Source organism: Roseateles asaccharophilus (assembly GCF_031458115.1).
GTDB classification, from domain to species: domain Bacteria; phylum Pseudomonadota; class Gammaproteobacteria; order Burkholderiales; family Burkholderiaceae_C; genus Pelomonas; species Pelomonas asaccharophilus_A.
In genome coordinates, this window is record NZ_JAVDXV010000003.1 from 48,995 (window position 1) to 70,039 (window position 21,045).

Here is a 21,045-nt window from a genome sequence, read left to right on the forward strand (position 1 = left end):
TTTTACCGATCTTTACGGGCGGCCCAGGCCCAGCCGCTTGCACAGCTCCAGCGTCAGCGCCGACTGGTTCAGCGTGTAGAAGTGGATGCCCGGCGCGCCGCCCGCGATGAGGCGTTCGCACAGCCCGGTGACCACGTCCAGGCCGAACGCGCGGATGCTTGCCGCGTCGTCCATGAAGCCTTCCATCTTCATCTGCACCCAGCGCGGGATGTCGATGCTGTCGCGCTGCGCGAACTGCGCGATGCGGCCGTAGTTGTGGAAGGGCATGATGCCCGGCACGATGGGCTGGGTGACGCCCAGCTTGCGCGCCTCGTCGACGAAGTGGAAGTACGCGTCGGCGTTGAAGAAGAACTGCGTGATCGCGCCGTCGGCGCCGGCGCGCATCTTGTCGGCGAAGTGCTGCAGGTCGCGCGCCGCGTAGCGCTGCTGCGGATGGGTCTCGGGGTAGGCGGCCACCTCGATGTGCCAGTCCTTGCCCTGGGTCTCACGGATGAAGCTGACCAGCTCCGACGCGTAGCGGAACTCGCCGGCCGTGGCCGTGCCGCTGGGCAGGTCGCCGCGCAGCGCGACGACGCGGTGGATGTTCTGCGCGCGGTAAGTGGCCAGGATCTCGGCGATGTTCTCGCGCGTGGAGCCCACGCAGGACAGGTGCGGTGCGGCTTCGAAGCCGGCGCCGGCAATGTCCATCACGGCCGCCAGCGTCTTGTCGCGCGTGGAGCCGCCGGCGCCGTAGGTGACGCTGAAGTACTGCGGCGACAGCGCGCCCAGTTCCTGCACGACGGTCTTGAGCTTTTCGACGCCGACCGGTGTGTTGGGAGGGAAAAATTCGAAACTGACAGGGGTGCTCATCGGGAGGCCCACAAGAAGAATTCGCGATTGCCATCACCGCCGGTGATGGGGCTGTCGAAGTAGTCCAGCACCTTGAGGCCCAGGGCCGTACAGGCCAGGCGCACGCGGGCTTCCAGTCGCGGGTAGTCGGCCTCGTCCTTGACGAGCCCGCCCTTGCCCAGGGCTTGTGGCCCCAGTTCGAACTGCGGCTTGATGAGCACGAGCAGGTGGCCGTGCACTTCCAGCCACGGCAGCAACTCCGGGAGGCTGCCGATCATGGAGATGAAACTCAGGTCGCCGACGATGAGCGTGAAGCCCCCCGTCGGCACGTGCTGGCGCAGCACGTCCAGCTCGCGCACGTGCACGCCTTCCAGCGCCGTCACGCGCACGTCGGCCTGCAGTCGCGGGTGCAGTTGCTCGTGGCCCACGTCCACGCCCACCACGTGGCGGGCGCCGTGGGCCAGCAGGCAGTCGGTGAAGCCGCCCGTGCTCTGGCCCACATCCAGCACGGTGTGGCTGGACACGTCGAAGCCGGTGCGCTTCAGCGCGCCTTCCAGCTTGAGCCCGCCGCGCGACACGTAGCGCAGCTCCGCGTCGTCGGTGACGCGCAACTGCGCGGTCTCGGGCAGATCCTCGCCGGCCTTCTTCACAACGGCCCAGCCGGTGGGCGATGCCCACTCGGCCGCGCCGTTGCTGATGAGCCGCTGCGCGACCGAGCGCGTGGGCGCCAGGCCTTGGGCAACGAGGAGCTGGTCAGCGCGCATCGAGGGCTTAGTAGCGGTAGGTGTCCGGCTTGTACGGGCCGGCCTTGTTCACGCCGATGTAGGCGGCCTGCTCGTCGGTCAGCTCGGTCAGCTGCGCGTTCAGCGTGGTCAGCTGCAGGCGGGCGACCTTTTCGTCCAGGTGCTTGGGCAGCACATAGACCTGGCCCACGGCGTAGTTGTCCTTGTGCGCGTACAGCTCGATCTGGGCGATGGTCTGGTTGGCGAAGGACGAGCTCATCACGTAGCTCGGGTGGCCCGTGCCGCAGCCCAGGTTCACCAGGCGGCCCTTGGCCAGCAGGATGATGCGCTTGCCATCCGGGAAGATCACGTGGTCGACCTGCGGCTTGATCTCTTCCCACTCGTACTTCTCGAGCGACGCGACGTCGATCTCGTTGTCGAAGTGGCCGATGTTGCTGACGATGGCGTTGTTCTTCATCGCGGCCATGTGCTCGTGGCGGATGACGTTCTTGTTGCCGGTCGTCGTCACGAAGATGTCGGCCTTGTCGGCGGCGTATTCCATCGTCACGACGCGGTAGCCTTCCATCGCGGCCTGCAGCGCGCAGATCGGGTCGATCTCGGTGACCCACACCTGGGCCGACAGCGCGCGCAGCGCCTGGGCCGAGCCCTTGCCCACGTCGCCGTAGCCGGCCACGACGGCGATCTTGCCGGCCACCATCACGTCGGTGGCGCGCTTGATGCCGTCCACCAGCGATTCGCGGCAGCCGTACAGGTTGTCGAACTTGCTCTTGGTGACCGAGTCGTTGACGTTGATGGCGCGGAACAGCAGCGTGCCCTTGTCCGACATTTCCTTCAGGCGATGCACGCCCGTGGTGGTCTCTTCGGTCACGCCGATGATCTCGGCGCTCTTGCGGGTGTACCAGGTGGCGTCTTCGGCAACCTTCTTCTTGATGGCCGCGAACAGGATGCGTTCTTCCTCGCTGCCCGGGTTGGCCAGCACGGACAGATCCTTCTCGGCCTTCTGGCCCAGGTGCATCAGCAGCGTCGCGTCGCCGCCGTCGTCCAGGATCATGTTGGGGCCTTCGCCGGCCTCGCCCTTGCCGGCGAATTCGAAGATGCGGTGGGTGTAGTCCCAGTAGTCTTCCAGCGTCTCGCCCTTGTAGGCGAACACGGGCGTGCCGACGGCGGCCAGCGCGGCGGCGGCGTGGTCCTGCGTCGAGAAGATGTTGCACGAGGCCCAGCGCACTTCGGCGCCCAGCGCCTGCAGCGTCTCGACCAGCACGGCCGTCTGGATGGTCATGTGCAGCGAGCCGGTGACGCGCGCGCCCTTCAGCGGCTGCGACGCGGCGTACTCCTTGCGGATGGCCATCAGCGCCGGCATCTCGTGCTCGGCGATCTTGATTTCCTTGCGACCCCAGTCGGCCAGCGAGAGGTCCTTGACGATGTGTTTGACGGCGGCGGTCATGCGGGCTCCTTCAAGCGAATGAAGCCGCTGGGGACGTGCAAGGGGAGAGTTGTCTTCACCCAGGCACGGTTGGCCAGCGGGTGAGCGCAGTTGCAGGGGATGGTTCCGAGCCTGGCCTCAAAAGGAGTTGAGGTTGCAACGCTCCTCGGAAGCTGCGCATTCTAGGGCTTTGCGCTTGGGGCGATGATGCGAACAGAGAGGTCATCGATGACAAATCCCGTTTCACCGAACGAAATGCCCCGCCGCCGCCTGGGCTCGACTGGCCCCGAGGTCTCGGCGCTGGGTCTGGGCTGCATGGGCATGTCCGAGTTCTACGGCCCGGCCGACGACGCGCAGTCACTGGGCGTCATGCACCGGGCGCTGGATCTCGGCGTCGACTTCCTCGACACCGCCGACATGTACGGCAGCGGCGCCAACGAGCGCCTGCTGGGCCTGCTGCTGGCGCAGCGCCGCAAGGACGTGTTCCTGGCCACCAAGTTTGGCCATGTGCGCGCCGCCGACGGCACGGTGCTGGGCATCGCCGGCAGCCCGGCCTATGTGCGCGAGGCCTGCGACGCCAGCCTGCAGCGCCTGGGCGTGGACCACATCGACCTGTACTACCAGCACCGCGTCGACCGCAACGTGCCCATCGAGGACACTGTCGGCGCGATGGCCGAACTGGTGAAGGCCGGCAAGGTGGGCCACCTGGGGTTGTCCGAGGCGTCGGCCGAGACGATCCGCCGGGCGCACGCCGTGCATCCCATCGCGGCGGTGCAGACCGAGTACTCGCTGTGGAGCCGCGACGTGGAGGCCGAGGTCCTGCCCACCTGTCGCGAGCTGGGCATCGCGCTGGTGCCCTACAGCCCGCTGGGCCGCGGCTTCCTGACCGGTGCGATCCGCTCGGCCGCCCAACTCGCCGACAACGACCGCCGCCGCGTGCATCCGCGCTTCCAGGCTGGCAACCTCGACGCCAACCTCGCGCTGGCCGATGCGCTGGTCGCGCTGGCGGCCGAGTGGAGCTACACGCCGGCGCAGCTCGCGCTGGCCTGGCTGCTGGATCAGGGCGACGACGTCATTCCCATTCCCGGCACGCGCAGCATCGCGCGGCTGGAAGAGAACACGCAGGCGGCCCACATCCGGCTGGACGCCGGCCGCCGCGACCGTATCGCCGCGCTGGTGGCGGCGCATCCCATCGCGGGTCTGCGCTACCCGGATCAGGGCATGGCGTTGGTCAACGCCTGACGTCGAGGAATTCGGCGAGGCGCTGGAGCTCCTCGTCCAGCGCCGCCTTGTAGCCCGCCTCCCGCGGCGCTTTGCCGCTGACATAGCCGCAATCCACCTTCAGCGCGCCTCCCTTCACGCTGGCGTTGGCCCAGCCTATGACCTGGTCGCGCCACAGCAGAGGCAGCGCGTAGTGGCCGCGCACGCGTTTGGCGGCCGGCGTGTAGGCCTCGAAGCGGTAGGCCCAGCCCCACAGCAGCTCGAAACGGCGGCGGTCCCAGACGACGGGGTCGAAAGGCGCCAGCAGCCGCACCTGGCCCGGGATGCGCCAGCCGCGCGTCGGGTCTTCGTCCGCAGGCCAGTACCAGTCCGTGCCGTCCACGCGGGCATGGGCCAGCCGCTCCTTGGCGCGTGCGAAGGTGGGGCGGCGCAGCTCCTGCCACTGGTGGGCGGCGTTGAAGAGCATGCTGATCAGCGTCGACAGACTGCCCGCCGGCAGCGGCGCGTACTTTTGCACCAGTACGTCGGCCATCGCGTCCATCGCGGCCTGCGGGTCGGGGTGGGCCTGCCACTCGGGTGCGAGCCGGTAGACGCGCGTGCCGCTGTCGCGCCGCGCGACGTCCAGCCGGCCGCGGTAGTGCAGGCCGTCCAGCAGTTCGGTGGACAGCCGGCTGTTGCCGCCGAACCAGTTCTTCACTGGCCCGTGGCCCAAGGCGGCGTCGACGTCGGCCGGGTGGGCGTCGCCCAGGCGGCCCACTTCGGCCAGCACCGCATCGGCCAGCTTCCAGCGAGGCTTGTCCCAGACGCGGCGTGCCGTGCGCGGGTGCATCAGCGCGCGCAGCTGCGGCGTGACGAAGCCGTAGTTGATGAAGAAGTCTTCCTGCAGGTCCAGCCGCGGGTAGCGGCGCTCCAGATCGCCGGCCTTGTAGCCCTTCACGCGGTGGCGCAGCGTCAGGTCCTGCGCGCGCGCCGGGGCGCGCAGCGGGTCGGCCTGCACGAAGCCGCCCAGCTTCTCTATCGCCTTGGGCAGCGTGGTCGGCGTGAAGAGGCTGCGCGCGACGGCGTGGCGGCGCAGCGTGTCGAGATTAAGACGGGTCGGCATCGGGAGCGGTGGCCTGCTTGCGGGCGTACATGTCGGCGTCGGCGTGCTTGAGCAGCGTCTCGGTGTCCTGGCCGTCGTCGGGGTAGAGGGCGATGCCGAAGCTGGCGCCCAGCGGGTGATCGGGCGCGATGTCGGCCAGGCATTGCAGCGGCTGGGCCATGGTGCGCTCCAGGTGGGCGCGGGCGGCCTCGGCGTCGGCGCGGCTTTCGACGGATTCCAGCAGCAGCACGAACTCGTCGCCCGCGTAGCGCGACACGATGTCGCCGATGCGCACGCCGGTGCGCAGGCGCTGGCCGATCTCCTTCAGCACGGTATCGCCGATGGCATGGCCGAAGCGGTCGTTGATGTCGCCGAAGCGATGGAAGTCGATGAACACGACGGCGAACGGCCAGCGGTCGCCGCGGCGGCGCTGCTGCAGGATGCGGTCCTCGATGCGGCGCAGGATGGCGCTGCGGTTGGACAGGCCGGTCAGCTGGTCGGTCAGCAGCCGGCGCTGCATGTCGGCGAAGCTGCGTGCCAGTTCGCCCAGCTCGTCGTTGCGGTGCACCTCGGGCGGCTCGTCCAGCACGCCGTCGCCGACGCGCCGGGCGGCTTCCGCGAGCTGGCGCAGCTCGCGCGTGACGATGCCCAGCACCGCCCAGCCCAGCGCCAGCGCGACGACCGTGGCAACGCCGGCGATGGCGGCGGCCTGCATGAAGCCGCGCTGCACGCCGGCCAGGTAGTCAGCACGCGGCACGGCGGCGATGACCAGCCAGTCCAGCCCCAGCGCCGGTGCCAGGCGCACATAACCTACCTGCACGGCATGGCCGTCGGGGCCGGTGAAGCTGAAGGTCTGTGGGGCCGTGCCCAGGCCTTGGGCCTCGGCGCTGCCGCGGCCCGCCACAGCCTCGAAGGTCTGGGCCACCAGCGTGTCGGGGCTCTGGCGCGCGTTCAGCCGCTCGTGGCCGCCGGTGCCGCCGGCCTTCAGGTGCGCGCCGCGCGACACGCCCACCAGCCGCCCGTCGCCTTCCACCACCATGGCAACCGCGTTCTCGCTGAGCGCCAGCCGCCCCAGCAGCGCGTTGAGCTGCTTCAGCGGCAGGTCGGTGGCGCCCACGCCTTCAGGTTCGCCGGCATCGTTGCCCAGGCGCTTGGTGCGCGTGACGATGAGGTCTTGCGTCTTGAAGTCGACGTACACCGGCGTCCAGGCCAGCGGCGCAGGCGTGGCCATCGCGGACTGGTACCAGGGCCGCTCGCGCGGCTCGAACACCTTGTCCTCGACGACCGGTGAGCGCAGCGGGCCGTCGATGCCGCTGATCCGGTGGATGGTGCGCGGGCCGGTGTCGCTGGTGCGCAGCCGTAGCTCGGCCTCCTGTTCGGAGAACCGCCACAGGCCCATGAAATGACCCCGGCGGTCGCCGTAGTAGACGTAGTTGTTCGGGTCGCGGTGGATGGAGGTGGCCAGCCAGAAGCGCTCACGCAGCGTGGCCATGTCGGCCTGCAGGTCGATCGGCGTCTGGCGGCCGGTGGGGAAGGCGGCCTCCAGCACGTTGTCGGCGCCGCCCACCTGGCGCTCCAGCGTGCCGGCCACGCGCTGCACCGCTTCCACCAGCAGTTGGGCGGACAGCGTGTCCACCGTGTCGCGGCCGGCACGCCAGGACAGCGCGCCCATCAGCAGCACCAGGGCCAGCACCAGCACCGCATAGGGCAGGGTCAGCAGGCGGCGCAGGCTCAGGCGGTCGGTCAGCCGTTTGTGCAAGGGAAGCTCCGGGCAGGGCGGGCGACACAGGTTAGCAGCGCGGCGGCCCGCCATGCAGGTCCTTCAGGGCATCGGCGGGGACGGTTACCGCCCGGCACTAGAATTCAAGGTTGCTTTGCGGCGGCGTCAGCCGCGCTTCACTGCCAGGAAACCCACGTGTTCATCTCCAACGCCTACGCCCAAGCCACCACGGCCGCCGCCTCTCCCGAATCCGGTCTCCTCGGCATGCTGCCGCTGGTGCTGATGTTCGTGGTGCTCTATTTCGTCATGATCCGGCCGCAGATGAAGCGCCAGAAGGAGCACAAAGCGATGATCGAGGCGGTCGCCAAGGGCGACGAGGTCGTCACGGCCGGCGGCATCGTCGGCAAGATCAGCAAGCTGGGCGACAACTTCATCCACCTCGAGGTGTCCACCGGCGTCGAACTGCAGATCCAGCGCAGCGCCATCACCCAGGTTCTCCCTAAGGGCAGCTTGAAGTAAGCCGGTCAGCCGCCATGTCGGGCGGCGCTGACAAGGAAGTCTCATGAACCGTTATCCGCTCTGGAAGTACGCGATCCTGCTCGTCGCGCTGCTGATCGGCACGCTCTACACCCTGCCCAACTTCTTCGGCGAAGCGCCGGCGGTGCAGGTGTCCAGCGCCAAGGTCACCGTCAAGGTCGACGCGGCGTTGTCGTCGCGCATCGAGGCCGCGCTGGAGCAGGCCGGCGTCAAGCCGGACTTCGTCCAGTTCGACGGCTCCTCGGTCAAGGCCCGCTTCGGTGACACCGACACGCAGATCAAGGCCAAGGACGTCATCAGCAAGGCACTGAATGCCGACCCGGCCGATCCGTCCTACATCGTCGCGCTGAACCTGCTGTCGCGGTCGCCGCAGTGGCTGTCGGCCCTGCATGCCAACCCGATGTACCTGGGCCTGGACCTGCGTGGCGGCGTGCACTTCCTGATGCAGGTCGACATGAAGGCGGCCCTGACCAAGAAGGCCGAATCGCTGACGGGCGACGTGCGCTCCGCGCTGCGCGAGAAGAACATCCGCCATGCCGGTGTCTCCCGCGACGGCAACACGGTGCTGATCGCCTTCCGCGAGGCGGCGCTGCGCGATGCGGCGCTGGTCGTGTTGAAGGATACGCAGCCCGACATCGTCTGGACGCCGCAGGGCGAGGGCAGCGAACTGCGCCTGGTGGGCAGCCTGTCGCCCAAGGCCCAGACCGCGGTGCAGGACGCGGCCATCAAGCAGAACATCACGACGCTGCACAACCGCGTCAACGAACTGGGAGTGTCCGAGCCGGTCATCCAGCAGCAAGGTTCCGACCGTGTCATCGTGCAACTGCCCGGCGTGCAGGACTCGGCCCGTGCCGAGAAGCTGATCGGCCGCACCGCCACGCTGGAGTTGCGCATGGTGGACGACAGCGCCGAGGCACAGGAAGCGCTGAAGGGCAACGGCCCCGTGCCATTCGGCACCGAGCGCTACATGGACCGCAGCTTCGGCCCCATCATCGTCAAGCGCCAGGTTCTGGTGACCGGTGACAACCTCAGCGACGCGCAGACCGGCTTCGACGACAAGCAGCAGCCCGCCGTGCACCTGACGATGGACGCCAAGGGCGGCCGCATCATGAAGGAGGTCTCGCGCGAGAACGTCGGCAAGCGCATGGCCATCCTGATCTTCGAGAAGGGCAAGGGCGAGGTTGTCACCGCGCCGACCATCAATTCCGAGATCAGCAATCGCTTCTACATCTCGGGCTCGATGACCACGCAGGAGGCCGCCGACACCGCGCTGGTGCTGCGCGCCGGTTCGCTGGCCGCGCCGATGGAAATCATCGAATCGCGCACCATCGGCCCCAGCCTGGGCAAGGAAAACATCGACAAGGGCATCGCCAGCGTGACCTGGGGCTTTGTCGCCGTCGCCGTGTTCATGTGCGTGTACTACATGCTGTTCGGCGTGTTCTCGTCGCTGGCGCTGGGCTTCAACCTGCTGCTGCTGATGGCCGTGCTGTCGATGATGCAGGCCACGCTGAGCCTGCCCGGCATCGCCGCCATGGCGCTGGCACTGGGCATGGCCATCGACTCCAACGTGCTGATCAACGAGCGCGTGCGCGAGGAGTTGCGCAACGGCGCGGCGCCGCAGCAGGCCATCAACCTCGGCTACAAGCACGCCTGGGACACCATCCTGGACTCCAACGTGACGACGCTGATCTGCGGCCTGGCGCTGCTGATCTTCGGCTCCGGCCCCATCAAGGGCTTCGCCGTCGTGCACTGCCTGGGCATCCTGACGTCGATGTTCTCGTCCGTCGTGTTCTCGCGCGGCCTCGTGAACCTCTGGTACGGCCGCCAGAAGAAGCTCAAGAGCGTGTCCATCGGCCAGGTCTGGAGGCCCCAGGCCGACCAGCAGCCCGCCGCCGAAGCGACCGACGACGCCGCCAAGGCCTGAGGACAGCACACCATGGAACTCTTCCGCATCAAACGGGACATCCCGTTCATGAAGCACGCGTTGATCCTCAACGTCGTCAGCTTCCTCACCTTCGCCGCCGCCGTGTTCTTCCTGGTCACGCGCGGCCTGCACTTCTCCATCGAGTTCACCGGCGGCACGGTCATCGAAGTGGCCTACCCGCAGGCGGCCGAGATCGACAAGACCCGCCACATCATCGAGAAGATGGGCTACGGCGAGGTGCAGGTGACGAACTTCGGTTCGTCGCGCGACGTGATGATCCGCCTGCCGGTTCGCCCCGGCGAGAAGCAGACCGAAGTGGTCGGCAAGGTCTTCACCGAGTTGTGCAAGGCCGAGTCCGGCACGGTCAGCGAGCACCAGGAGGTCACGGCCCAGGGCGAGCAGGTCAGCAAGCAGGCCTGCGCCAAGGCCGGTGGTGTCGAGCCCGTCAAGCTGTCGCGCTCCGAGGTCGTCGGCCCCGCGGTGGGCGCCGAGCTGGCGCTGGACGCCGCCAAGGCGCTGGGCATGACCGTCATCGGCATCATGATCTACCTGGCCATCCGTTTCGAATGGAAGTTCGCGGTCGCCGGCATCATCGCCAACCTGCACGACGTGGTCATCATCCTGGGCTTCTTCGCCTTCTTCCAGTGGGAGTTCTCGCTGGCGGTGCTGGCGGCCATCCTGGCGGTGCTGGGCTACTCGGTGAACGAGTCGGTCGTCATCTTCGACCGGGTGCGCGAGGCCTTCCGCAAGTTCCGCAAGCTGAACACGCACGAGGTCATCGACCACGCGATCACGTCGACGATCAGCCGCACCATCATCACCCACGGCTCCACGCAGCTGGTGGTGCTGTCCATGCTGCTGTTCGGCGGCCCCACGCTGCATTACTTCGCCGTCGCGCTGACCATCGGCATCCTGTTCGGCATCTACTCGTCCGTCTTCGTGGCCGCCGCCATCGCGATGTGGCTGGGCGTGAAGCGCGAGGATCTGGTCAAGGCCGCAGCGAATCGTGACGATCCGAACGACCCGAATGCCGGGGCCGTCGTGTAGAGTGACTGCAGCCCGCAACTCCCGACGCCCAGCCATCCCTTCCCCATGAGCGCCGCCCGCAACCAGGCCCTGGCCACCCAGGCACGGCGCGTCTATCTCGAGGCCCTGGTGCGTGGGATGACGCCGCTAGGTGCGGCGGTGGGGCAGGGCGCCGTGCAATTGCTGTCGCAGGGCGCGGCGCATGCCGTCATGCAGGCGCGGCGCGATGCGGTGCAGGCCTGGCAGAAGCTGGGCCCCAACTGGCAGATGGCCGTCGTCGGCGCGCTGCGCCACGCGGCCCAGCATGGCGTGTCGGACAGCGGCCGTGAGCATGAGCCCACGGTGCCGGCCCAGTCCCAGAAGATGAGCCTGGTGGACGACCAGACCATCGAGCGCGAGATCACCAGTTCGCGCCTGGCGCTGGTCATGATGGATCGCGCCACCTGGGAGTTCACCGACCTGCGCACCCGCATGCAGGCGCTGGAGGCGCATGACGACCTCGACGCGCTGGATCTGCTGCGCGCCCATGTCGTCGCCCGCATCGCGCTGGACGCCTGGAGCCGCGTGGGCCTGGACGCCAACATCTGGCAGTTGCTGCACCACGAGCTGCACGAAGAGTTCGCCCAGCTCATCAGCGAGGCCTACCACGAGACCAACCGCTGGCTGATCGCGCAGAAGGTGCTGCCGGAGGTGGACCTGCGCCCCTTCATCCGCCGCACCGCGCAGGCCGCCGCTGCGGCCGCCGCCGCCGTGGGGGGCGTGCCCGCCGTGCCGCCCGCGGCGCCGGCGCCTGCCCCCGCGTCCGGCCTGGCGCCATTGACCGTGCCGTCGGGCAACGGGGACCTGCCACGCAGCCGCGCCACGACGCAGGCCGACGAGGTCATGGCCCAGTTGCAGCGCGTGCTGGCGCGCAACGTGCCCGGCTTCCCGGTCACGCACAGCCAGGTGCCGGCGCGACCCGGCGCGGGCCGGCCCAGCCTCGCGGGCATGGGCGGCGAGGGCGCCCCAGCCGGCCATGGCGCCGCCAAGCCGTCGCTGGCCGATGCGCCGGTCGCTGCCGGGGTGGCCTCGGCGCCGTCGCCGCGGCTGATGGGCGCCATCAAGCATGCACAGGAATCGCTACAACGCCGCGCGGCCGCGCCGGGTGCGGCACCCAGCGACACCGGCGGGCACAGCGCGCCGCGGGCGCTGGAGGAGATCGGCGCCCGCAACCAGGCCTTCAAGCAGGTCCTGAAGCAGGCCGCCAGCACGCCGGCGGAGCGCGCCACCATCGAGATCGTCGCGATGATGTTCCAGAGCATCCTGACCGAGGAGCGCATCCCGGCCACGGTGCGGGTCTGGTTCGCGCGGCTGCAGATGCCGGTGCTGCGCGTCGCCGTCAGCGAGCCCGACTTCTTCGCAGCGGCCGACCATCCGGCGCGCCGCCTCATCGACCGCATGGGCGCCTGCGTGATGGGCTTCAACACGGCCCAGGCCAGCAGCCCCGGCGCCGAGCGCGCCAGCAGCGATGCACTGGAGCGCGAGATCAAGCGCATCGTGCAGGTCGTCGAGGCCTATCCCGACACCGGCCGACGCGTGTTTGCCACCGTGCTGACCGAGTTCGAGAAGTTCCTGGATCACTACTTCGAGAACGAGAACCAGGCGTCCAAGCGCGGCGTGTCGCTGGCCCAGCAGGTCGAGCAGCGCGAGACGCTGGCCATCCAGTACACCATCGAGCTGCGCAAGATGCTGTCCGAGGTGCCGGTGCAGGATGGCGTGCGCGACTTCCTGTTCCATGTCTGGGCCGACGTGCTGGCCGTGACCGCCGTGCGTTCCGGCGCGCAGGCCGACGTCACCAAGTCCATGAAGCGCGCGGCCGCCGACCTGATCTGGAGCGCCAGCGCGAAGTCATCTCGCGAGGAGCGCGCCGAGGTCATCCGCCGCCTGCCGCCGCTGCTGAAGACCTTGCGCGATGGCATGAGCCACGCCGGCCTGCCCATCGAGAAGCAGGATGAGCACGTGCGCCAGCTGAACAACGCGCTGGCCGCGGCCTTCACGGCCAAGACGGCCGCCATCCCGCGCGAGCGCCTGGACGAGCTGATGGACCAGCTGGAAACGCTGGAGGCCATGCTGCCCGAAGACATCGAGGGCGACAGCCATGTCGACGAGATGCTGGTGCGCGACCTGTCCGGCCACGAATCCGAAGGCATGGAAGTCGTCGCCGAAGGCGGCTCGGCGCCCACGCCGGCCATGGTGGCCTGGGCCCGCGAGCTGCAGGTGGGCGGCTGGTTCATGCTGGACTACCGCGGTCGCAACGAGCAGGTGCAGCTGGCCTGGCGCGGCCTGCGCAAGCAGCTGGCGCTGTTCGTCACGCCCAAGGGTCGCGGTGTGCTGTTCTCGCTGAACCGCATGGCCGCCTTCCTGCAGGCCGGCCTGCTGCTGCCGGCCCAGGACGAGGCACTGACCGTGCAGGCCACGCGCAAGGCGCTGGCCAAGCTGGACGCGGATCCAGAGCAACTGCTGAAGTGATTGCGGGTCAGACCTGGGCGCGCAGCGCACTGCTCTGACTCCAACTGACTCAGGAATTGAAAACGGCGCCAGGGGCGCCGTTTTTCTTTCGCTGTGGCGGGATCAGTGGATCAACCGCTCTTCCGGTGCGACGAACAACTCGTCCAGGATCAGCGCGTCGGGTTCCTCGCCCAGGCTCCAGAACACCATCAGCACGATGATCTTCAGGTCTTCCAGGTCCATCGGGTTGCCGCCGATGGCCATCGCGCGGTCGATGACCATTTCGCGCATGGCGCCGGGCAGCACGCCGGCGGATTCGAGGAAGCTGATGAAGCTGATGGACGCTTCGCCCAGGTGCTCCATCTCGGCGCCGGAATAGACGCGCATGGCATGCTCGCTCTGCTCGCCGTGATAGGCGTCACCTGCGGCGGCCAGACCGTCCAGCCAGCTCAAGGCTTCCTGGATCTCGTCGGTCTCGAAGCCCACCGCCGAGAGCTTGCGCGTCAGCTGCGCATGGTCGGGGCAGGCGTCCGGGCGCCAGTAGGTCTCGTAGAGATAAACCAGGACATCGAACATCGTGAGGGGATGATAGCCCAGCGTTTCGGCGCGGCCGGCTGCGAATAACCCCTTGGATCGGGCTCTGATATCCGCGGTTAAGCTCGTCAGCCCTGTCTGCGTCGTTGGTACAGCTGGCCCGCCAAACGGGCGACCTGGCCGTCCAGTTCCAGCTCCAGCAGCGCCGCGCTCAGCTCGGCCGCGGGCCAGCCGCTGCGGGCCATCAAGGCGTCCAGGCTGACCGGATCGAAGCCCATCGCGTCCAGCAGCGCCTGCTGCTCGTGCGGTGTCTCGGGGATCTCGGGCGCGGCCGGGGCCGGCTGGCCCGACAGCTCCTCCAGCACGTCCTCGGCCGACTCGACCAGCTTGGCCCCCTGGCGTATCAGCGCATGGCAGCCGCGCGCTTGCGGCGAATGGATGGAGCCGGGAATGGCGAACACCTCGCGGCCGGCCTCCGTGGCCAGCCGGGCCGTGATCAGCGAGCCCGACTGCAGCGCCGCTTCCACCACCAGGCAGCCCTGGCTCAGCCCGGCAATGATGCGGTTGCGCTTGGGAAAATTGGCCGGCAGCACCGGCATGCCCAGCGCGTACTCGCTGACGATGAGCCCGCCGCCGGCCAGCAGCCGGGCCGCCAGCCCGGCATTGCGGCGCGGGTAGACCTGATCAAGCCCCGTGCCGACAACGGCAATGGTGGCGCCCGATGCGTCCAGCGCGCCCTCGTGGGCGGCGGCGTCCACACCCAGCGCCAGGCCGGACACGATGGTGTAGCCCTCCCGTGCCAGAGCGCGCGAGAAGGCGCGGGCGTTGTCGGCGCCTTGCGCGGTGGGATTGCGGCTGCCCACGACGGCCAGCGACGGCGTCGCCAGCAGCTCGCGCCGGCCCTGCAGCCACAGCAGCAGCGGCGGGTCGGCCGTGGCCAGCAGCTGCGGTGGGTAGCCGGGATCGCCCAACGTCAGCAGCGCGTGGCCGGGTTGTGCCAGCCAAGTGCCGGCCTGCTCGATCAGCCCGGTGAGGTGCTCGGACGGCTGCTTGAAGGCGTCCCGCTGCTGGGGCGGCAGCGCCTGGTTCAGCGCGGCGGCCGGTAATTCGAACACCGCTTCGGCGCTGCCGGCCATGGCCAGCAGGCGCCTTGCGGCACCGGGGCCGACGCTTTCCGTCAGCCGCAGCCAGGCGGCCAGCTCGGCCGGGGCCATCAGGGTTGGGTGAAGCGATCGCCCGGTTTGACCGGTTCTTTGACCGAAATGATCAACGCGTAGGACACGCGCTCGTAGACCTCGAAGACGAACAGCACGCCGTGGCGCTCGTCGGGCAGCTTGATGGCCTCGGGCCGGTTGCCGGTCTTGTCGGTGACGCGCTCGCCGTCGCGCCACAGAGCGAACACGTGGCCGCGCTCCACGCCATCGCGCTTGCCGCGGTTCAGCGCGACGATCTGGTTCTGGCCCGCGTTCAGCGCTTCGCCGTAGATGGACACGACTTGACCCGCCATGGCGCGGTCGGGCGCGTGCGGCACATAGCGGTCCAGGTTGCGCTGCGGTGCCGGCGCCAGCCGGTCGCCGACGCCCACTTCCTGCCGGGCCAGCTTGATCTGCAGCGTGGCTGGCACGATCTCGGTGGTCTTGCCATCCGCGGACTTGCGGTCCTCGCCGGCGCGGATCAGGTCGGCCGTGCCGACATAGGGCGCTTCGTAGCCCAGGATTTCCTTGGTCGCCGGGTCGCGCAGCTCGCGGGCGTTGCGGAAGATGCGGAAGTCCGTCGCGCCGGCGAAATCGCCGCGCGCATAGGCCAGGTCGCCGCGGCCCATCAGCACATGGCCCTCCTGGGCGGCGACGATGCGCGGCGCCGTGGCCAGCACATTGGTGTCGAACACGACCGCGTCGGTCAGGAAGGGCTGGATCAGGTGCAGCGGGATGGTGGGGATGGGGTTGCCATCCAGCGCCGAGATGCGCATCTGCGGGCTCAGCTTGACGGTGTCGCCGGGGCCGCCGCCCACGCGCTGGCCGAACTGCAGCCGCGCGCGGCCGTCTGATTTGACCAGCACCAGCACCTGCCCCGGATAGATCAGGTGCGGGTTGCGGATCTGGTCGCGGTTCATGCCCCACAGCTCGGGCCAGCGCCACGGGCTCTTCAGGAACAGGCCCGAGATGTCCCACAGCGTGTCGCCGGCCTTCACGGTGTGGCTGTCCGGCGCGTTGGGCGCCAGTTCGGACAGCGGCACGCCGGCGCTGGCGACCTGTTCGGCCACGCGGCGCTGGTCGGCCGTGATGGGCAGCGAACTGGTCTGCGCCCAGGCCGAGGTCAGCGCAAGGGTCAGGCAGGCCGCAACAAAGTGGGCGGGGCGGGCAGCGGGCATCGGGCGCGGTCTCCGAAGGGATTGCCGGATCGGCGAAAATCCGGGTGATTCTGCCCGCATTCAACCCGGCCGGCTTCCGCTTGCGAGTGCTTACAAAGCACCCGCCGTGGCCGCGGCCCCACAACTCATGGCCCAGCTCAACATCCTCCGCTTCCCCGACCCGCGCCTGCATACCGTTGCCAAGCCCGTGGCCGAGGTGGACGCCCGCATCCGCCAGCTCGTCGACGACATGCTGGAGACGATGTATGCCGCCGACGGCGTGGGCCTGGCCGCCACGCAGGTGGACGTGCACGAGCGCGTCGTCGTCATCGACACCTCGCAGGAGCGCGACACGCCGCGCGTGCTGATCAACCCCGAGATCATCAAGAAGAGCGATCGCATGGTGGACGGCGAGGAGGGCTGCCTCTCGGTGCCCACCATCTACGACAAGGTGCCGCGCCATGCCGAGGTCACCGTGCGTGCGACCAACCGCGACGGCGAGGTCTATGAATTCGACGCCGACGGCCTGCTGGCCGTGTGCGTGCAGCACGAGCTGGATCACCTGCTGGGCAAGGTGTTCGTCGAATACCTGAGCCCGCTGAAGCGCGACCGCATCAAGACCAAGCTGGTCAAGAAGCAGCGCGAAGACGAGGCGGAAGCCAAGCGCCGCCAGCAACGGCTGTAACGACATGCGTGTCGTTTTTGCCGGCACGCCGGAGTTCGCCGCCGTCGCGCTGGATGCATTGCTGGCCGCTGGTTTCACGGTGCCGCTGGTGCTGACCCAGCCCGACCGCCCGGCCGGCCGTGGCATGAAACTGCAGGCGTCCGCCGTGAAGCAGCGCGCCGTGGCGGCCGGCATCCCGGTCGCGCAGCCGCAGGGCCTGAAGCTGGACGGCAAGTACGCCAGCGACGCCGCCGCGGCGCGAGAGACGCTGCTGGCCGCCGATGCCGACGTGATGGTGGTGGCCGCCTACGGCCTGATCCTGCCGCAGTGGGTGCTGGAGCTGCCCCGGCGCGGCTGCCTGAACATCCACGCGTCGCTGCTGCCGCGCTGGCGCGGCGCGGCGCCCATCCATCGCGCGATTGAGGCGGGAGACGCCGAGACCGGCATCACCATCATGCAGATGGATGCGGGACTGGACACCGGCGACATGCTGCTGGTGGACCGCGAGGCCATCCGTGCCGACGACACCACCGCTGTGCTGCACGACCGACTGGCCGCCATGGGCGGCCGCCTCATCGTCGAGGCGCTGCGGGCTGGGTCGCTGACGCGGACCGTGCAGCCGGCCGAGGGCGTGAACTACGCGCACAAGATCGAGAAGGCCGAGAGCGTCATTGATTGGACGCAGCCGGCAGCCGTCATCGAGCGCCGCCTGCGCGCTTTCGACCCCTTCCCGGGCGGTGTCGCGACGCTGGCGGGCGAGGTGGTCAAGGTCTGGCGTGCCGAACTGGCCGAGGGCAGCGGGGCGCCGGGTGAAGTCATTGCGCCCGGGCCGGTGGTGGCCTGTGGCGAAGGCGCGCTGCGCTTGACCGAGTTGCAGCGTGCCGGCGGCAAGCGCGCACCGGCGGCGGCCTTCCTGCAGGCGCGGCCCATCGCGGTCGGCGAGCGTTTCGAAACCGCTTGAAATCTGGGCTTTCCAAGCCGACGGCAACGGGTTGCGTTGTGTCCCAACAGGCCGGGAGCAAGGCGCATACCGGAGCCGGGTTGGCTACCCGGCGAGGATTTGCAACGCCGCGCCCGGCCTGTTGGGACACAACCCTTCGGGAAGGCGGCTTGCCGGCGACCACTCTGCGTTGCAGCGTTTGCCCGCACATGAGTGCGGGCTGCGCGCCGCGCCTTGATTGGCCACCGGCCAGCCGCCTTCGCAACCCATTGCCGTCGACTTGAAAAGCCCTTGACGTGGCACCATCTGCCAAGTCGTTGTTTCGCCACCGGAGTTCACTGCAATGTTCAACCTCGTGAAGACCGCCGTCCTGATGGCCGCCATCACGGCGCTGTTCATGGCCGTCGGCGCCATGATTGGCGGCCAGACCGGCATGCTGATCGCGCTAGTCGTCGCCGTCGGCATGAATTTCTACAGCTACTGGTTCTCCGACAAGCTGGTGCTGAAGATGTACAACGCCCGTGAGGTCGACGCCTCTTCGGCGCCGCAGTTCTACGGCATGGTGCGCGAGCTTGCCCAGCGCGCCAACCTGCCCATGCCGCGTGTCTACCTGATCGACGAGCAGGCGCCCAATGCCTTCGCCACCGGCCGCAACCCCGAGAACGCCGCCGTCGCGGCGACCACCGGCATCCTGCGCGTGCTGTCCGAGCGCGAGCTGCGCGGCGTGATGGCGCACGAGCTGGCCCATGTGGCCCACCGCGACATCCTCATCAGCACCATCAGCGCGACGATGGCCGGTGCGATCTCCATGCTGGCCAACTTCGCGGCCTTCTTCGGTGGCCGCGACGAGAACGGCCGACCCACCAACCCCATCGCCGGCATCGCCGTCGCGCTGCTGGCCCCGCTGGCCGCCAGCCTGATCCAGATGGCCATCAGCCGCGCCCGTGAGTTCGAGGCCGACCGCGGCGGCGCCGAGATCTCCGGCGACCCGGCCGCGCTGGCCTCGGCGCTGGACAAGATCCATCGCTATGCCCAGGGCATCACTATGGCACCGGCCGAGGCGCATCCGGAGACGGCGCAGATGATGATCATGAACCCGCTGTCCAGCGGCGGCCTGCGGGGACTGTTCTCCACGCACCCCTCCACCGAGGAGCGTGTCGCTCGTCTCATGGCGATGGCCCGGGGCGGTCGCTGACCTCAAGTTGCCGCAGCGGCGGTCGATACCTCATCCCATGAAGCGTGTCCTTCTCGCCCTGCCCCTGCTCGCGGCCCTGTCGGCCTGCGAGCAGCTGGGCATTGAAGATCCCGTCAAGACCGCCGCCGCCAAGGAGGCCGAGGGCAAGGCCATAGGCAGCGCCTGCCGGCACGCGATGCGCGCCATCGAGGACTGCTATGTGCTGAATCCCAAGGCGCAGAAGGCGGCCGTCTACACCGGCTGGCGCGAAATGGACGAGTACATGCGCGAGAACAAGCTGGAAGGCGTGGCGCCGGTGGTGCCGCGACCGGGCAGCGTGAAGCCGCCGGCAGACGCCGAGGAAGTCGAGACCAAGCCGGCGGCCAAAGCGAGCTGATCAGCGCGTCCAGCCGCATTTCAGGGCTTCTATCCTGCGCATCGTCGCGCGGGCCTGGGGCGAGGCGGCCCCGGTCGGCAAGATTCATCCATCGCAACCTTGATGGAGCCCGACATGAACACCTCCCGCCGCCAATTCGCCCGTCTCAGCGCCCTCGGCCTCGTCAGCGCCGCCGTCTTCTGCGGCTCGGCCCAGGCCTGGAGCTGGAACAACAAGGGTGAGCGCATCACCGGCAACGGCGACATCGCCACCGAGGCGCGCAATACTGGCAGCTTCGACGGCGTGTCGCTCAGCGGCGGCTTCAACGTCGTGATCCGCCAGGGCAGCGGCAACAAGGTCGAGATCAAGGCCGACCGCAACGTGCTTCCCTACATCGAGACCGAACTGGACGGCCGCACGCTGCGCATCCAGCCCAAGAAGGGCTTCAACATCTCCACCAGTACCTCGCCCAGCTTCAGCATCGAGATGCCGGCGCTGCGCGCGGTGGCCGTGGCGGGCTCCGGCACCATCAAGGTCGAGGCCATGAAGACGGGCGGCGTCGAGGCGGCCATCGCCGGCTCGGGCGACATCCGCTTCGCCAACCTGGACGCCGAGCGCCTGGCCATGAAGGTCAGCGGCAGTGGCGACCTGGTCGTCGCCGGCCGCGCGGCCAGCGCGTCGGTCAGCATTGCCGGCAGCGGCGACGTGAAGGCGGCCGAGTTCGCCGCCGAAGAGGTCAAGGTCAGTATTGCCGGCAGCGGCGACGCCCAGGTGCAGGCCACCAAGGCGCTGAAGGTCAGCATCGCCGGCAGTGGCGATGTGAAATACGTCGGCTCGCCGGAGATCAGCTCCACCGTCGCCGGCAGCGGCAAAGTCCGTCGTCTCGAGAAGTAAAAGCCATCCCGCCGAGAATGGCGGGATGCAGTTCATTGAAAGACTGCGCGCGCTGAGGGCGGATCCCGACTTCCGGCAAGGCGCGCGTGACATGGCCTCCCCATCGCTGGGGCTTGCGGCCTGGGGCCTGGTGACAGGCATCACGATGGTGAAGAGCGGCCTCAGCCTGCCGCTGGCCATGGGCATGTCGCTGCTGGTGTTTGCCGGCAGCGCGCAGCTGACGGCGCTGCCGCTGATCGCCGCCGGCGCGCCGCTGTGGGTGCTGCTGGCCACGGCCTTCTGCGTGAACCTGCGCTTCGTCATCTTCAGCGCGCAGTGGCGCCACTACTTCGGCCACCTGCCGCGCGTGCGGCGGCTGTCGCTGACCTATTTCGCGGCCGACCTGAACTTCGTCTATTTCGTGAAACGATACCCGGACCCGCAGCCCGCGCCGGGCCAGCAGCGCTACTTCTGGGGCGGCGTGGCCGTGAACTGGCCCACCTGGCAGCTGAGCGCCTTCACCGGCATCCTGCTGGCCGATCGCATCCCGCCGCACTGGGGCATAGGCTTCGCCGGCGTCATGGCGCTGCTGGGCCTGTCGTACTCGCTGCTGACCGAACGCATGCTGTGGTGGGTGCTGGTCACGGCAGGCGTCGTGTCCATCCTGACCTACTCGTTGCCGTTGAAGCTGAACATCCTGTGCGCCATTGCCGCCGCGGGCGCCGTGGGCTGGTGGCTGGATTCGCGCAAGAGGCGCTCATGAGTGAATGGATGACCTGGATCGCGCTGGTGGGCCTGGGCGCCATCACCGTGGTGACGCGCGGCTTCTTCATGATCGGCAGCAAGCCGCTGCCCACGCCCGACTGGCTTCGCGAGTTGTTGAAGGTGGCTCCGCTGGCGGCGCTGGTCGCCGTGGTCGCGCCGGAGATCTTCATGACGCAGGGCCAGGTCATCACGACCTGGCAGGACGCGCGCTGGCCCGCGGCGCTGGCGGCGACGGCCTACTACTTCTGGCGCCGCGACCTGCTGGGCACCATCCTCGTGGGCATGGCGGTGATGCTGCCGCTGAAGCTGGGCCTGGGCTGGTAACCGCGCCGGAACGCGGGGCGGTGAGAATCGCGGCAGTTTTTCTCAACTGAACCGC

Annotated in this window: 20 protein-coding genes and 1 riboswitch; of the genes, 12 read left to right on the plus strand and 8 right to left on the minus strand. The window is 68.8% G+C overall.

Going from position 1 to position 21,045, the window contains the following annotated elements:
• Positions 1-12 precede the first annotated feature (12 nt).
• From metF to ahcY, 3 genes are read right to left on the minus strand one after another with little or no spacing between them, the layout of a single operon-like run.
• Positions 13-849 (minus strand): methylenetetrahydrofolate reductase [NAD(P)H], encoded by an 837-nt coding sequence (gene metF / locus J2X21_RS08650; RefSeq protein ID WP_310327345.1) that lies wholly within the window; start codon positions 847-849, stop codon positions 13-15.
• Entirely contained in the window at positions 846-1,592 is a 747-nt protein-coding gene (locus tag J2X21_RS08655) for a TlyA family RNA methyltransferase (protein ID WP_310327347.1), read from the minus strand. The genes metF and J2X21_RS08655 overlap by 4 nt, the downstream gene beginning before the upstream one ends.
• A 7-nt stretch (positions 1,593-1,599) precedes the next feature.
• Positions 1,600-3,015: an adenosylhomocysteinase gene (ahcY, locus tag J2X21_RS08660; protein WP_310327350.1), complete on the minus strand. Its 1,416-nt coding sequence runs from the start codon at positions 3,013-3,015 to the stop codon at positions 1,600-1,602.
• Positions 3,016-3,090: 75 nt separating this feature from the next.
• Positions 3,091-3,168, minus strand: a riboswitch (S-adenosyl-L-homocysteine riboswitch).
• A gap of 81 nt (positions 3,169-3,249) precedes the next feature.
• On the opposite strand from ahcY, the gene J2X21_RS08665 reads away from it, so the two are divergent.
• The gene (locus J2X21_RS08665; protein WP_310327353.1) at positions 3,250-4,236 is read left to right on the plus strand and encodes an aldo/keto reductase; all 987 of its coding nucleotides are present in this window, start codon (positions 3,250-3,252) and stop codon (positions 4,234-4,236) included.
• Here J2X21_RS08665 and J2X21_RS08670 read toward each other — a convergent pair.
• Both J2X21_RS08670 and J2X21_RS08675 read right to left on the minus strand, forming a co-directional pair.
• Positions 4,226-5,317 carry a DNA glycosylase AlkZ-like family protein gene (locus J2X21_RS08670; RefSeq protein ID WP_310327355.1) on the minus strand — a complete coding sequence of 364 codons (1,092 nt, stop codon included), beginning with the start codon at positions 5,315-5,317 and terminating at the stop codon, positions 4,226-4,228. The two genes, J2X21_RS08665 and J2X21_RS08670, sit on opposite strands and share 11 nt — an antisense overlap.
• Positions 5,301-7,055 (minus strand): diguanylate cyclase domain-containing protein, encoded by a 1,755-nt coding sequence (locus tag J2X21_RS08675; RefSeq protein ID WP_310327357.1) that lies wholly within the window; start codon positions 7,053-7,055, stop codon positions 5,301-5,303. Before J2X21_RS08675 ends, J2X21_RS08670 begins: the two co-directional genes overlap by 17 nt.
• Before the next feature lie 156 nt (positions 7,056-7,211).
• Between J2X21_RS08675 and yajC the strand changes: the two genes are divergently transcribed.
• The 4 genes from yajC to J2X21_RS08695 are packed head-to-tail and all read left to right on the plus strand — an operon-like array spanning position 7,212 to position 13,011.
• Positions 7,212-7,535, plus strand: coding sequence for a preprotein translocase subunit YajC (yajC, locus tag J2X21_RS08680; protein ID WP_310327359.1), 324 nt, complete (start codon positions 7,212-7,214; stop codon positions 7,533-7,535).
• A gap of 43 nt (positions 7,536-7,578) precedes the next feature.
• Positions 7,579-9,477: a protein translocase subunit SecD gene (gene secD / locus J2X21_RS08685; protein WP_310327361.1), complete on the plus strand. Its 1,899-nt coding sequence runs from the start codon at positions 7,579-7,581 to the stop codon at positions 9,475-9,477.
• 12 nt (positions 9,478-9,489) lie between these two features.
• Positions 9,490-10,524: a protein translocase subunit SecF gene (secF, locus tag J2X21_RS08690; RefSeq protein ID WP_310327364.1), complete on the plus strand. Its 1,035-nt coding sequence runs from the start codon at positions 9,490-9,492 to the stop codon at positions 10,522-10,524.
• Between the two features lie 45 nt (positions 10,525-10,569).
• Complete coding sequence (locus tag J2X21_RS08695; RefSeq protein ID WP_310327365.1) at positions 10,570-13,011, plus strand: DUF1631 family protein; 2,442 nt, start codon at positions 10,570-10,572, stop codon at positions 13,009-13,011.
• Positions 13,012-13,113: 102 nt separating this feature from the next.
• On the opposite strand, the gene J2X21_RS08700 is transcribed toward J2X21_RS08695, so the two are convergent.
• The 3 genes from J2X21_RS08700 to J2X21_RS08710 form a co-directional block, all read right to left on the minus strand.
• The gene (locus J2X21_RS08700; protein WP_310327366.1) at positions 13,114-13,566 is read right to left on the minus strand and encodes a Smg family protein; all 453 of its coding nucleotides are present in this window, start codon (positions 13,564-13,566) and stop codon (positions 13,114-13,116) included.
• 86 nt (positions 13,567-13,652) lie between these two features.
• The gene (gene dprA, locus J2X21_RS08705; RefSeq protein WP_310327368.1) at positions 13,653-14,738 is read right to left on the minus strand and encodes a DNA-processing protein DprA; all 1,086 of its coding nucleotides are present in this window, start codon (positions 14,736-14,738) and stop codon (positions 13,653-13,655) included.
• Positions 14,738-15,895: a LysM peptidoglycan-binding domain-containing protein gene (locus tag J2X21_RS08710; RefSeq protein WP_310327370.1), complete on the minus strand. Its 1,158-nt coding sequence runs from the start codon at positions 15,893-15,895 to the stop codon at positions 14,738-14,740. Before J2X21_RS08710 ends, dprA begins: the two co-directional genes overlap by 1 nt.
• A 127-nt stretch (positions 15,896-16,022) precedes the next feature.
• Here J2X21_RS08710 and def point away from each other — a divergent pair, with 127 nt between their 5' ends.
• The 7 genes from def to J2X21_RS08745 all read left to right on the plus strand — a co-directional run bounded on the left by def (position 16,023) and on the right by J2X21_RS08745 (position 20,990).
• Positions 16,023-16,559, plus strand: coding sequence for a peptide deformylase (def, locus tag J2X21_RS08715; protein WP_310327373.1), 537 nt, complete (start codon positions 16,023-16,025; stop codon positions 16,557-16,559).
• A gap of 4 nt (positions 16,560-16,563) precedes the next feature.
• Positions 16,564-17,499, plus strand: a complete 936-nt coding sequence (gene fmt, locus J2X21_RS08720; protein ID WP_310327375.1) for a methionyl-tRNA formyltransferase — start codon at positions 16,564-16,566, stop codon at positions 17,497-17,499.
• A 322-nt stretch (positions 17,500-17,821) separates the two neighbouring features.
• Positions 17,822-18,673, plus strand: a complete 852-nt coding sequence (htpX, locus tag J2X21_RS08725) for a zinc metalloprotease HtpX (protein ID WP_310327377.1) — start codon at positions 17,822-17,824, stop codon at positions 18,671-18,673.
• A gap of 37 nt (positions 18,674-18,710) precedes the next feature.
• Positions 18,711-19,049, plus strand: coding sequence for a hypothetical protein (locus J2X21_RS08730; protein ID WP_310327379.1), 339 nt, complete (start codon positions 18,711-18,713; stop codon positions 19,047-19,049).
• Positions 19,050-19,163: 114 nt separating this feature from the next.
• A complete protein-coding gene (locus J2X21_RS08735; RefSeq protein ID WP_310327382.1) occupies positions 19,164-19,922 on the plus strand; it encodes a head GIN domain-containing protein in 759 nt (252 codons plus the stop codon).
• Positions 19,923-20,013: 91 nt separating this feature from the next.
• Positions 20,014-20,664, plus strand: coding sequence for an AzlC family ABC transporter permease (locus J2X21_RS08740; RefSeq protein ID WP_310327385.1), 651 nt, complete (start codon positions 20,014-20,016; stop codon positions 20,662-20,664).
• Positions 20,661-20,990 carry an AzlD domain-containing protein gene (locus tag J2X21_RS08745; RefSeq protein WP_310327388.1) on the plus strand — a complete coding sequence of 110 codons (330 nt, stop codon included), beginning with the start codon at positions 20,661-20,663 and terminating at the stop codon, positions 20,988-20,990. Before J2X21_RS08740 ends, J2X21_RS08745 begins: the two co-directional genes overlap by 4 nt.
• Positions 20,991-21,045 lie beyond the last annotated feature (55 nt).